This window comes from Aquidulcibacter sp., from assembly GCF_049239865.1.
In the GTDB taxonomy this organism is placed as follows: Bacteria; Pseudomonadota; Alphaproteobacteria; order Caulobacterales; family Aquidulcibacteraceae; genus Aquidulcibacter.
The window spans coordinates 1-12,522 of sequence record NZ_JBMLTR010000088.1; the positions used below are offsets into that span (position 1 = coordinate 1).

Here is a 12,522-nt window from a genome sequence, read left to right on the forward strand (position 1 = left end):
CCTGAGGAATTTGCGCCCCAAAACTCAGGCATCGCCTTTGACGCGGCAAAGGCGTTCTGAGTGGAATGGCTCTAAAGGTGACATTCTCTAAGAGCAGCTTGGCCTCTCCCCTCTCCCAGAGGGCGAGGGGCTTGATCCCCTTAAGCCGCCTGCGAAACAACCTTATTGCGGCCGCTGCGTTTGGCGACATAGAGCGCTTCGTCGGCGCGTTTGAGTAGGGTTTCGTAGTCAAGTTCGTTGGATTTGGCGACCGCGACCCCAACCGAGCAGGTCACTTCCAAGGTGTCGCGCGCGGTCCCTAAGAAGAAGGCAGCCTCTTCGATGGACGAGCGCAGACGCTCAGCAATCATATTGGCGTCATTCGCATTGGTTTCGGGCATGATGACCACGAATTCTTCCCCGCCATAGCGGCAGGCCAAATCGCGCGGCCGGAAGTTGGACGCCAAGCGCGCGGCAAATTCGCGGATCACATTGTCGCCGGCATCATGGCCGAACAAGTCGTTGACGCGCTTAAAGTGGTCGATATCGGCGATCAGCACCGAAACCGGTGGCCCACCGCGTGAGGATCGCGCCAATAAGGACTTCAACTGGCTTTCCATATAGCGGCGGTTATGCAGGCCGGTCAGCTGGTCGGTCACGGCCAATTCCATGCTGGAATCCACCGTCAGGCGCAACTGATCAATATGGCGCTTGCGCTTGATCAAGGTGCGGGTGCGGGCCAGCAATTCTTCATCATCAATCGGGCGATAGATGAAGTCGTTGACGCCCACTTCCAGCGCACGCAACGCTTTGACTTTTTCTTCCGGCTCGCAGATCGCAAGGATCGGCAGACTGCGGGTGCTTTCTTGGCCGCGGACGTGGGCGGCAAGGCGCAGGCCGTCAAACGACGCACCAGAGGCCGAAATAATCATCAATTCGACAGTCGATTGTCCCATAGGACCCAATTCATTGGAGTCCTGCATCAGCATCGGGCGCTGTTCGGCTTCCAAGGTGCGCTTAAGTCGCGCTGCCCGGCGGGGGTCATCTTCCACGATCAGGATACGGGCATTGAGACCCAATTCACGGTTTGAGCCGCCTTCAATCACGCCCATGCGACGGCCAGCCGCTTCACGCAGGCGCAACTCATCGGCCACGGCCTTAAAGCGGGCAAGCGACTTCACGCGGGCAAACAAAGTAATGTCGTCAATCGGCTTGGAGAGGAAGTCATCAGCCCCAACAGCGAGGCCCTTGACGCGGTCTTCGCGCTGATCGAGTGCCGTTACCATCACCACCGGAATATGGCGGGTGGCGGGATCATCTTTCAGGCGTTTACAGGTCTCAAAGCCATCGAGACCTGGCATCATGACATCGAGCAGGATGACATCGGGATTCTCACGATTGGCCTTCACAATGGCATCTTCGCCAGAGTTCGACGTGATCACCGTATAATATTCGTGCTGAAGCTTGGCTTCCAGCAAGCGAACATTGGGCTCTACATCATCAACTACAAGAACGCGTGCACTCATCGGTTTATCCTATGAACTTACGCACAGCGCCAATGAAGGTGGCCACGGAAATGGGTTTGGAGAGATAATCTTGGCAGCCGCCTTCGCGGAACCGCTCCTCATCGCCACGCATGGCAAAAGCGGTTACGGCGATGATGGGAATGCTGGCCAATTCATCATCGGCCTTCATCCAGCGCGTGATGTCGAGGCCAGAGACTTCTGGCAATTGAATGTCCATTAAGATCAAATCGGGCTTTTCAGCGCGCGCCAAATCCAGCGCCATCAGCCCATCGCGCGTCTCGACCGTGCGATAGCCAAAGGCTGCCAATAGATCACGAAACAGCCGCATGTTGAGTTCATTATCCTCAACAATCATCACGGTTTTTTGCGCCTTTGGCTCCGCCAACGGCTGTTCCGTTTCATGAGTTGCGACCGACGCCGCCATACTCCGCTCCAATCTTTTTGCTTAGAGTGACCCTAAGCTTGAAATGTGCTTGTATCGCATGGGAGTTAATCGAGCCTTGCCAAGTCTATGCCGCGATTGTTTTTATCAGGACGTATCTCAGGGTAGCGAACACGCGCTGCGCTGCCCGAATTGCGGCTCTAGACGACAAATTGGCCACAAAAATCTGCAAACTTTCGCCATCGCCCACATTGACTGCGATGCGTTTTATGCAGCGATCCACAAGCGCGATCAGCCAGAGCTGCGCGATAAGCCTGTCATTGTCGGGGGTGGGCGACGCGGCGTGGTGGCAACTTGTTGCTATATTGCGCGGGCGTCGGGTGTGCGCTCGGCCATGCCAATGTTTAAGGCGCTGAAGCTTTGCCCAGATGCGACGGTGATCCCACCGAACATGGGCCTCTATGCGCGCGAAGGTAAAGCCATTCGCCAAGCCATGCAGGCGCTGACGCCCTTGGTCGAGCCTGTTTCGATTGATGAGGCCTATCTCGATCTTTCGGGCACTAACCAAATGCATCACGGTGCCCCTGCCCTGACTTTGGCGCGGTTTCAGCACAAGATTGAGACAGAGATGGGCCTGACTGTCTCCATCGGTCTGTCTTGCAACAAGTTTTTGGCCAAAACGGCGAGCGATCTGGATAAGCCGCGCGGCTTTGCGATTTTGGGACCCGAAGATGTGCCTGAGATTTTATGGCCCAAGCCTGTGGGCTTTCTCCACGGCGTCGGCCCGGCTTTTGCCAAAGCGTTGAACCGCGATGGCTATCAGCTGATTGGCGACCTCGCCGCGGCAAAGCCCGAAGACCTCACCCGGCGCTATGGCGATGGCGGGACAAGGCTGGCCAATATGGCGCGCGGCATCGACCACCGTCGCGTGGAACCCGATAGTGAGCGCAAGTCGATCTCGTCTGAGACCACCTTCCACCATGACCTAAAGAGCCTGGAGGAGTTGGAGCCGATTCTACAACGCCTATGCGCCAAAGTCGGTGAAATCAGCCGAGCTAAGGGCCATGCTGGCCGGGTGGTGACCCTAAAACTCAAGACTTCTGGCTTTAAACAGGTCACAAGGCGGCTGACTTTGCCAGAACCAACCGCCACGGGCCGCGTAGTGTTTGACGCGGCGCGGCCTTTGCTGAGCGCGGAAATCAGCAAAGGGCCCTTTCGCCTGATCGGGGTTGGTCTTTCTGATCTGAGTGCGCTGGAAGGTGCCGATCAGGGCGATCTGTTAAATACCCAAGCGCCCAAGCGCGCGGCCCTAGAGCGGGCACTCGATTCAGTCCATGCCCGCTATGGCAAAGGCGTCGTGAAGACCGGCATGTGACGCATAAAGACTGCAACCAATCGCGCCCGCCTTGCGTAAAGAGGCCCATAGGAGAACATCATGGCCAAGTCCGCCCGCTTCACTGTCGAAAAAACCGATGCCGAATGGAGAACGATACTGACGCCCGCTCAGTTTCAAGTTGCCCGGCAAGAAGGCACCGAGCGCGCCTTCACCTCGCCGCTTAACAATGAACATCGCGATGGCACGTTCCACTGCGTTGGCTGCGGTACTGCTTTATGGACCATGGCTGACAAATTTGATTCCGGCACCGGCTGGCCCAGCTTTACCCAGCCGATCTCAGCAGAAGCCGTTGCCACGAAAACCGATTGGAAGCTGCTGTACCCCCGCACCGAATGCCATTGCGCGACGTGCGGTGCCCACCAAGGTCACGTCTTCCCAGATGGTCCGGCACCAACAGGTCAACGTTGGTGCATCAATGGCGTGGTTCTGGTGTTCCAAGCCAAGGAAGATCAGACAGACTGAACGCCCAATTTGGCCGCCAGGCCTAATAAGCATTGGCGAATGAAGGCCGCGTGCAGCACGATGCCGATTTCCAATCTTTCATCAGTCAAAACAACTTGTTGGGCGAGAAGCCCTGCTACAAATTGCGCCTCGTGAAAATCACGTGCGCCAACCCGTTTGCGTGCCCGGTCTGACATATAGACTGGGCCGCCGGAATTGCCGGCAAAGACGGCGAAGTCCATCAAAAAGGTCGGGAAATCTGCACTCGGCCACAAGGGGTAAGAGGCGACCCGCCCCGCACGCAGGATCGGAAAGCCGATCTCATTGGCCGATAAGCCGCGCGGATAACCCAGCGCCAACATCTCATCGCCCGGCTGAACGTCATAGGATTTTAGCGCTTCATCATCGGCCAGTTGGTCAAAGCCTATGGCCCAGTCATGGGTATGGGCCGGCGGGTCGATCGCAATTGCGGCGATGTCGCGATCCACATGGCGGTGCCATAAGGGCGTACCCACCCCATCGCGGATCCGAATGGGGGCTGGCTCGCGGTGCCAGCGGCCGTCTGCATCCATGCGACGCCAATGGATGGAGGCCTGCTCTTGCTTCATGCGGTCCAGCACATGACTTGCCGTCACAAGCGCCAGATGCCCATCCGCCCCCGGCAGACGCACCAGCCAGCCTGTACCAACCGTTGTCGCCCCGTCGTTTTGGCGCTGGTCCAGCTTAAATGTGGCCCGCATCAAGGCCATATTCAAATCCATTTTCTGGGATCCTTTTGCGGTAATGTCGCGGGGGCCTTGTGCTTACAGTGAAGCTAAAGGCTTGGCAGGCTTTTGGAAATAGGGCCGATGCGGCCTCGGGCTGCGTAAAGTCTTCTTCTCAAGAATTTTTTCAAACATGACGCATGCGTCAGGGGGTGACAAAAGCCTCAAAATGTGGCCCCATGTATCCAACGAGCATCGCACATAATGGTCTCGACATTGGGAGAATTTCTATGGCCGACGGCAACTTCAATCCTGCAGAATTCAAATCTGTTCAAGAACACCACGCCAAACGGGCTTGGTCGATCCCGCTTGAAGAGATTGACGTCGCCATGCCAGAACTGTGGACCCATGATTGCCACTGGCCTTATTTTGAGCGCCTGCGCAAGGAAGACCCGATCCATTGGTGCGAGAGCCAAGAGGAAAAAGTTGGCGGCTATTGGTCTGTCACCCGCTATAAGGACATTATGGCGGTTGATACCAACCACCATCAATTCTCATCCGACGCCTTTTTGGGCGGGATTACCATTGTTGGCTTTGACGAAGACTTCATCCTGCCGATGTTCATCGCCATGGACCCGCCCAAGCACGACGCCCAGCGCAAAGTCGTGCAGCCCATCGTTGGTCCAGACAATCTCGCCAAAATGGAAAGCACGATCCGCGAGCGGGTCAATCTGATCTTCGACGAACTGCCCATCGATCAGGAATTTGATTGGGTAGATAAAGTCTCTGTCGAATTGACTACCCAGATGCTGGCCACATTGTTTGACTTCCCTTGGGAAGATCGCCGCAAGCTGACTCGTTGGTCGGATGTGGCCACCGCGCAGCCCATTCCAGGCGGCCTCATCGAAACCGAAGATCAGCGCCGCGCGGAACTCTTTGAATGCCTCGCCTATTTCACCAATTTGTGGAACGAGCGGGTCAATAATAGCGGCGGCAATGACCTGATTTCCATGCTGGCCCATGGCGAAGCAACCCGCAATATGGAGCCGTTGGAATATCTCGGCAATCTGATCTTGTTGATCGTGGGCGGCAATGACACCACGCGCAATTCCTTGACTGGCGGGCTCTATGCCCTTTCGAAAAATCCTGAGGAATTCAAGAAATTACGCGCTGATCCTTCCGTGATTCCAAACATGGTTTCAGAAATCATCCGCTGGCAGACCCCGCTCGCGCACATGCGCCGCACGGCGTTGGAAGATGTTGAACTGGGCGGCAAGCAGATCAAAAAGGGCGACAAGGTCGTGATGTGGTATGTCTCGGGCAATCGCGATGACGAGATGATTGAACGTCCAAATGATTTCTGGATCGACCGTCCTCGGGCACGCAACCACTTGTCCTTCGGCTTTGGCATTCACCGCTGCGTCGGCAATCGCTTGGCCGAAATGCAATTGCGAATCGTCTGGGAAGAAGCCTTGAAGCGCTATTCCGACATCCAAGTCGTCTCCGAACCCACCCGCATCCGCTCAGCCTTTGTGAAAGGCTATGAGTCGATGCGCGTGATTTTGCGGAAGTAGAGGGGCTAGCGGGTGATGGCTGAAAACTCCCTCACCCGCCTCACCTTATCCGCAGCCTTGGCAGGCCTTATGTGGCTGAGCAGTTGCGCGGCGACTCCGCCTGCAGCCGATCAACGCGTGGCAACTCCCTCGTGGCGAGCCCTATGCAAAGCAGCCGAGCCTGACCTACTCCCCGATAGCCCGATCTTGACCACGTCCATCTGGTTTGCCGATGGGCGCGGCAGCGGCAATGAAGTCACCGAAGCCATGCGCTCGGGCTTTGGCCAAGCAAGCTTTGAGACCACGGCACAGGCTTTGGCAGAAGGCGCAGCTTTACCCGCCCAAGACAGCCGACGCTGGACCTTGGTGCCTCTCAGTGATCAGGCAGGGCCGGTGACCTTCGTTTTGGCTCCTTACGGCACGCCTGCATGCTCAGGCTATGAGCGGGAAATCGCGGCTCAGCGGACGCCGCAAAGCACAGGCGATCCGATGCGCTTCTATACCGACCGTCGATTACCCGCTGCCGCTGCAGGATCACGGAACTGGTGCATTGCAGGGCTTACTGGGCGCGACCCAGAGGCCGTGCTCTATCACCGCCGTGTGGACAGCTTTGTCCTGCCCCGCGCCCATGTCACGCGCATCGTTGAAACGATTGAGCAGCCTAGCGATGATTTAGGCCAAAAGCCCAAGATTTTGGCGCGGCGGACATTTCTGCAAAAGATCGCCCTCGATCAAAAGGGAATCGAAATGGGCGACGGCAAGGATTGTTCAGGCAGGCCCAATGCCCCTCAACCTGCCCTCGTCGGGCAACAGGGTATCGCGCTGCGCCCCTTAAACCCGCCTAATCTTGTGACCGCCCCACCCGCCAAGGCGGGTTGAGTTTGTTGTCACCGGCGTAAAGCAGCAAGATTTCATGGCCGTCAGGATCATGGAGAATCACATCTCGCCAAAGCCAACTACGATCTTGTGGCAGTTCTGACAGCGCTAAGCCCCGGCGCTGCAATAAATCAGCATAAGCGTCCAAAGCCTCAGGCGTCGTAAACTCAAAACCCACATGACACGATGCGCCAATGGGTTCAGGGCTGTGAGAGATTGACAGGGTTTGGCTGCCCTGCCCGTCCAAATTGGCCCGGAACCGGCAATAATGGGCGGCATCGACGATGAGTTCTAAACCAAGCGCCTCATAAAAGGCCTTTGACCTTGGAATATCGCTGACGAGCAGGGTAATATGGGACAGGAACATATTTATTCAGTAGCATGCTGGTCTAAAGCTGCCACCCACTGTTGAGTTCTTTTCATCTTTCCCCTATAGCCCCGCCTTCATGAAATCTCATGCGCCGCCTGCATCATGTAGGCGGCGCAGTTTTTACACACCAACGAACGGAGACCGGGGATGACCGGCATCGTGATCAATGTTGAAGTGCGGGAACGCACTGGTACCGGTGGCGCTCGCCAGACCCGCCGTGAAGGCCTCGTGCCCGGCATCCTTTATGGCGGCGGCAAAGACCCAGTGGCGATTGCTGCTTCGGGCAAGGAATTGCTGAAGGCGATCCGCTCTGGCAAATTCTTGGCCCACATGGTTGATTTGCACCACAGCGGCGAAAGCCAGCCTGTGATCCCACGCGACGTGCAATGGGACCCCATCACCGACTTGCCAGTCCACTTTGACCTGTATCGGGTTGATGAAGGCTCGGTGATCTCGGTTGAAGTGCCTGTGCACTTCTTGAACCAAGACACCTGCCCCGGTATCAAAAAGGGCGGCACGCTGAACGTCGTTCGCCACACCGTGGCTCTGGATGTGCCTGCTGGCAAAATCCCAGAAGAATTGGTCATCGACTTGGCTGGCCGCGATATCGGCGACGTGATCCACATCTCGGCAGTTCGTATGCCAGACGGCGCACGCCCAACCATCCGCGACCGCGACTTCACCGTTGCGACCATCATTGGCCGCGGTGGCAAGCAAGAAGAAGCAACCGAAGAAGCATAAGCCTTTTTGGATGCATGTGATAAAAGCCCCGGCATCGTCCGGGGCTTTTTTGTTGTGATCATGGGGTGATCAGATGTTTCTATTGGTTGGGCTCGGCAATCCCGGTGCCAAATATGCCAAGAACCGGCACAATATCGGCTTCATGGCCGTGGATGAGATTGCGCGCCAGTATAATTTCGGGGCCGAACGCAGCCGCCTGCAGGGCCTTGCCCGTGAAGGCGTGATCGAGACCGAGACAGGCCCGCAGAAAATCATTCTGGTTAAGCCCCAGACCTTCATGAATGAGAGTGGCCGCTGTGTCGGTGGCTTCATGACCTTCCACAAAATCCCCATCGCCAAAGTCATTGTCTATTATGACGAGGTAGAGCTCACGCCCGGCCGATGTCGGATCAAGGTTGGCGGCGGCACGGCGGGCCATAATGGCCTGCGCTCCATCGTCTCTCAGTCTGGCGCGGGCTTTAAGCGCGTGCGGCTTGGCGTAGGCCATCCGGGACGCGAAAAGATGTTGAGCCATGTGCTGGATGATTTCTCCAGCTCTGAGTTCACGTGGGTGGATACTTTGTGCGACGCGGTGGCCCGCACAACCCCTCTGATCTTGGAGGACAAGCACGATGCTTTCCAGACCAAGGTCTCAACCCTTGCCCCTCCCCCGCCTGTGCCAGCTTGGCTGCGCGGTGGTTCGGGTGACGCGAGCTAGGCAAGAGCTTTTCTACATCCCAGACATCTTGCGAGATAAAACTTAGTGGGTATGAGTTTCATATGCCAACGTGAGGATGTATCGCATCATGCCTATTTTGATCTTGTCTCTCATCATTCAGGTGACTTTGATCATACATGTCATCCGAACTGGACGACCCACTTGGTGGATATTCTTGATTCTCTTTGCGCCGGGTATTGGCTCGACCATCTATGTCTTGCTTGAAATCTTGCCCAATACCGGCATTTTTTCAACTGTACGCAAGGCTGAGCAAAAGGTGATCAAGGCCTTGGACCCGACGCGGGAATTACGGGCCGCTCAAGAAGCCTTTGACCTGACTCCAACCGTCGGCAATCGTCTTCGTCTAGCCCATGCCAGCGTGGAGATGGGGGATTTTGCCAATGCCGAAATGCTCTATCGGGACTGCCTAGAAGGACAATTTGTCGACGACCCCACCGCCCTTCTGGGCCATGCGCGCACGTTGGTCGAACTTGGTCGTCACAAGGAAGCAATTGAACGGATCAACCAATTGCGTGTTTTTGGCCGCGAGGGTCCAGCTGAGGCCCTGGTTTTCGCGCGTGCTGCGGAAGTTCTGGGGCAAAATGAGGATGCAGAGGAAGCCTATGCCTTTGCCGCACCGCGCATCCCGACCCTAGAAGCCCAAGCCCGCTATATCCGCTTTCTGCGTCTTGTCGGTAAAGACGTCGACGCCACGCGCGAGTTGCAAGAGTTCGACGTGCGCTTGTCTCGCGTTCCCCGCCATTTTCAGGCCGACGCGCGCAAATGGCGGACGTTGGCAATTGCTTGAGCCCTGCCATTGATGGGTGCTTTTGGGCGGCAAACTGTCTAAGACACGGCACGCTTTTCTCGCGCGGTTCTAGCGCGCGCCATCCTAGTTACGAAAGACCGCCATCATGGGATTCAAATGTGGCATCGTGGGCCTGCCCAATGTTGGCAAGTCCACTCTGTTTAATGCTCTCACCAAGACGGCAGCCGCACAGGCCGCCAATTATCCGTTTTGTACGATTGAACCCAATGTGGGCGAAGTGGCCGTGCCAGAGCCGCGCTTGAACGCCTTGGCTGCTATTGCAAGCTCCAAGGAAATTATCCCAGCGCGCATGAATTTCGTCGATATTGCGGGTCTCGTGCGCGGTGCCTCTAAGGGCGAAGGCTTGGGCAACCAGTTTCTCGCCAACATCCGCGAGTGCGATGCCATCACCTATGTCACCCGCTGTTTTGTCGATGACGATATCACCCATGTCGAAGGCCGCATCGACCCCCTCGCCGATCTTGAAACGGTCGAGACCGAATTGATGCTGGCGGATTTGGAAAGCTTGGAAAAGCGCATTCCCAATCTCGAGAAAAAAGCTAAGCAGAGCGACAAGGATGCTAAGCTGACGCTGGAATTGTGCATAGAAGCCAAAAAGCTGCTCGATGAAGGCAAGCCGGCACGCTTGTTTGTGCCCGCCAAGGAAGACCAAAAAGCTTACGACATGTTGCAATTGCTGACGGCAAAGCCCGTCCTCTATGTCTGCAATGTGGACGAAGGCTCGGCTGCGACAGGGAACGAATACTCGGCGAAAGTCGAAGCCTATGCCCAAGCGCATAAGGCAACGGCTGTTGTTATTTGCGCGCAGATGGAAGCCGAGCTCGCAGCCCTCGACGATGAAGAGGCCGCAGAATATCTCGAAGCCGCAGGCTTGGATGAGCCGGGCCTCAATAAACTGATCCGCTCGGGCTATGGCCTCTTAGGCCTGCAAACCTATTTCACGGTCGGGCCCAAAGAAGCACGCGCTTGGACCATTCATCGCGGCTGGACAGCACCTAAGTCCGCTGGCGTCATCCATGGCGACTTTGAAAAGGGCTTTATCCGCGCCGAAACCATCGCCTATGAGGACTATGTCTCCTTCAAGGGTGAAAGCGGCGCGAAAGAAGCGGGCAAAATGCGCTTGGAAGGCAAGGAATATATTGTGAAAGACGGCGATGTCATGCATTTCCGCTTCACGTCCTAAAGCGTGCTTTAGCGGGCGCGGTCTGCCGCAATAGCTGCCACCAATACATCGCGCCAAACCTTGTAGCCTGCCTCAGATGGGTGCAGCCCGTCATAGAACAGGGCACTGTTCTGAGCCCCCTCGCCCGTGAGGAAGTGCGGATAGAGGTCTACGAACGTCAGATAGGCTTTCTGCGCATCCTGTTCGGCAAAGGCTTTGAGTTCGCGATTGACGGGGATGACCACATCCTTGGTGCGAGACACCTCTTGGGTTGGCATGAGGGATTGCAGGATGATGCGGGCCTTGGGTTGGCGCGCATGGACACTGGCGACCAGCGCTTTGACCCCGGCGACAATACTGGCATCGGCTGGGGTTTCACTCGCCCATGAATTATTGATCCCGGCCAGAATGACCACATAATCCGGCTTCAAACTCTTATGATCCAATTGGCCGAGGCCGCCTTGGCGCTTGGGCTGGATCCGGTAGAGCATATGCTCAATCCGGTCGCCGGAAATGCCTAGATTAATGGCTTTAAGGCTAGGGTCGCTGCCAGCAAAAGTCGCATCCCAAACGCTCCGGCCATTCTTGATGCCGGGAAACCACAAATTCTCGCCCATCAGGAAAAAGTCGGTGATGGAATCGCCCAAAAACACAAGGCGGTACTGAGACAGGCCTTGCTTGTCGGCCAATTGGCTTTCCATCGTGGCCAAACGGTTCTGCCAATATTCCACACGGGCTTCAGGTTTGGCGGCCTTAAACTGCGCTTGGGCCAGTTGTGGGGCAGCCAGCAAAAGCACTGGCAGACACATCAGCCCGAACAAACGAAAAAAGCTGTAAGTGCCGGTAGCGCGCAGATTGCCTGTCAAGATTATTTCCTCTCGATCGGGATTAGCCCCGATAAATGTTGTGCTCACCACCCACTAAACTGGAGAGCAATTGGAGCTCCACTTCGCGACGGCGATAGTCCACGACCAATGTCTCCACTTGGCTTAGAATGTCCATGCCAACCAACATGGCAGGCGTGCTCTCAAGGCCCCAGAGCTTAAACACAGGCGCATCGGCTGCGACCACCGTCAACCGGCGGATATTGAGGCCAATGAGATTGAATTCTGGCAGATTGGCCCACACCCCGTTGAGTTGTTGGTTCGTGACGCCCAAGATGATTGGGGCTTCTTCAGGCCGAGTTCTGCGTCTTGCCCGAGCGCTGAGCGCATTCAGCATGGCCATATTGATGATGGTGGTATCCCCGCCCGTGTCGAGAATGCACTTGGACCGCAAATTGCCGACGCGCCCTTCAGCCTCAATCAACAATCCATGGCGTAGCTTTACCCCGACAGAGATCGGTAGTTTGCGTGGCCGCCTCGACGTAGCTGGCTCTAGATCAACTGTTTTCCGGCTGAAATTGAACCGCACCCGGCGATTGGCAAACATATCCATGCCAAGGATACCATCGAGCTTATCCAAGGCAGGCGCGTCAATAATGGCGACCGTTAGATTATTGGAGACGCTACGCCCGGTTTCGATCTGGCCGACCTTGGCAAAATGGGCCTGACTGGAGCCCGTCACACCGTGCACCGTCCGCATCGGCAATTCTGAAAGCTCCAAAGCCTTAGCGACTCGCGGGCTCAAGACAGAGGTATTGGAGCCAGTATCGACAACAAATTTGAAGGGGCCCTTACCGTTCAGCTTCACTTCGGCCGTTGGGCGACCATAAAGATCGATCCAAGTCTGCAGCGTGACGATCGGGGTTTGGCCTGTGACCGTGACGGTTTCAGTTGCAGCAGGTGTTGCCTTTTGTGCCCAAGCCGGACCTGCCAGACCAAAACCAAGAAGACTGGTGACTAAGTCGCGACGTTGAAGTGCCAT

Annotated in this window: 14 protein-coding genes; 8 read left to right on the top strand and 6 right to left on the bottom strand. The window is 56.3% G+C overall.

The genetic code is table 11. The annotated features are described in order from the left end of the window. Positions 1-140 precede the first annotated feature (140 nt). Both ACOVRA_RS06490 and ACOVRA_RS06495 read right to left on the bottom strand, forming a co-directional pair. Positions 141-1,505: a PleD family two-component system response regulator gene (locus ACOVRA_RS06490; RefSeq protein WP_290807770.1), complete on the bottom strand. Its 1,365-nt coding sequence runs from the start codon at positions 1,503-1,505 to the stop codon at positions 141-143. A 4-nt stretch (positions 1,506-1,509) separates the two neighbouring features. Next, positions 1,510-1,929, bottom strand: a complete 420-nt coding sequence (locus ACOVRA_RS06495) for a response regulator (RefSeq protein ID WP_290807768.1) — start codon at positions 1,927-1,929, stop codon at positions 1,510-1,512. A gap of 58 nt (positions 1,930-1,987) precedes the next feature. On the opposite strand from ACOVRA_RS06495, the gene ACOVRA_RS06500 reads away from it, so the two are divergent. After that, entirely contained in the window at positions 1,988-3,262 is a 1,275-nt protein-coding gene (locus ACOVRA_RS06500) for a DNA polymerase IV (protein ID WP_421719577.1), read from the top strand. A gap of 60 nt (positions 3,263-3,322) precedes the next feature. Then, positions 3,323-3,745 carry a peptide-methionine (R)-S-oxide reductase MsrB gene (msrB, locus tag ACOVRA_RS06505; RefSeq protein WP_421719578.1) on the top strand — a complete coding sequence of 141 codons (423 nt, stop codon included), beginning with the start codon at positions 3,323-3,325 and terminating at the stop codon, positions 3,743-3,745. Here msrB and ACOVRA_RS06510 read toward each other — a convergent pair. Further along, positions 3,733-4,485 carry a S1 family peptidase gene (locus ACOVRA_RS06510; protein WP_421719579.1) on the bottom strand — a complete coding sequence of 251 codons (753 nt, stop codon included), beginning with the start codon at positions 4,483-4,485 and terminating at the stop codon, positions 3,733-3,735. The genes msrB and ACOVRA_RS06510 overlap by 13 nt on opposite strands. A gap of 233 nt (positions 4,486-4,718) precedes the next feature. On the opposite strand from ACOVRA_RS06510, the gene ACOVRA_RS06515 reads away from it, so the two are divergent. Further along, a complete protein-coding gene (locus ACOVRA_RS06515) occupies positions 4,719-6,002 on the top strand; it encodes a cytochrome P450 (RefSeq protein ID WP_421719580.1) in 1,284 nt (427 codons plus the stop codon). Between the two features lie 15 nt (positions 6,003-6,017). Continuing rightward, positions 6,018-6,860, top strand: coding sequence for a hypothetical protein (locus ACOVRA_RS06520; protein WP_421719581.1), 843 nt, complete (start codon positions 6,018-6,020; stop codon positions 6,858-6,860). Here ACOVRA_RS06520 and ACOVRA_RS06525 read toward each other — a convergent pair. Beyond that, a complete protein-coding gene (locus ACOVRA_RS06525) occupies positions 6,823-7,224 on the bottom strand; it encodes a VOC family protein (protein WP_421719582.1) in 402 nt (133 codons plus the stop codon). The genes ACOVRA_RS06520 and ACOVRA_RS06525 overlap by 38 nt on opposite strands. Positions 7,225-7,374: 150 nt before the next feature. On the opposite strand from ACOVRA_RS06525, the gene ACOVRA_RS06530 reads away from it, so the two are divergent. From ACOVRA_RS06530 to ychF, 4 genes are all read left to right on the top strand, one after another. After that, positions 7,375-7,968, top strand: a complete 594-nt coding sequence (locus ACOVRA_RS06530) for a 50S ribosomal protein L25/general stress protein Ctc (RefSeq protein ID WP_421719584.1) — start codon at positions 7,375-7,377, stop codon at positions 7,966-7,968. Positions 7,969-8,041: 73 nt separating this feature from the next. Then, positions 8,042-8,665, top strand: coding sequence for an aminoacyl-tRNA hydrolase (gene pth, locus ACOVRA_RS06535; protein ID WP_421719585.1), 624 nt, complete (start codon positions 8,042-8,044; stop codon positions 8,663-8,665). Positions 8,666-8,753: 88 nt separating this feature from the next. Next, on the top strand, positions 8,754-9,473 hold the full coding sequence (locus ACOVRA_RS06540; RefSeq protein WP_421719586.1) for a hypothetical protein: 720 nt from the start codon (positions 8,754-8,756) through the stop codon (positions 9,471-9,473). Between the two features lie 106 nt (positions 9,474-9,579). Beyond that, the gene (gene ychF, locus ACOVRA_RS06545) at positions 9,580-10,677 is read left to right on the top strand and encodes a redox-regulated ATPase YchF (RefSeq protein ID WP_421719587.1); all 1,098 of its coding nucleotides are present in this window, start codon (positions 9,580-9,582) and stop codon (positions 10,675-10,677) included. A gap of 8 nt (positions 10,678-10,685) precedes the next feature. Here ychF and ACOVRA_RS06550 read toward each other — a convergent pair whose 3' ends face one another. Then, positions 10,686-11,522: a GDSL-type esterase/lipase family protein gene (locus tag ACOVRA_RS06550; protein WP_421719588.1), complete on the bottom strand. Its 837-nt coding sequence runs from the start codon at positions 11,520-11,522 to the stop codon at positions 10,686-10,688. Between the two features lie 22 nt (positions 11,523-11,544). Next, entirely contained in the window at positions 11,545-12,522 is a 978-nt protein-coding gene (locus ACOVRA_RS06555) for a retropepsin-like aspartic protease family protein (protein ID WP_421719589.1), read from the bottom strand.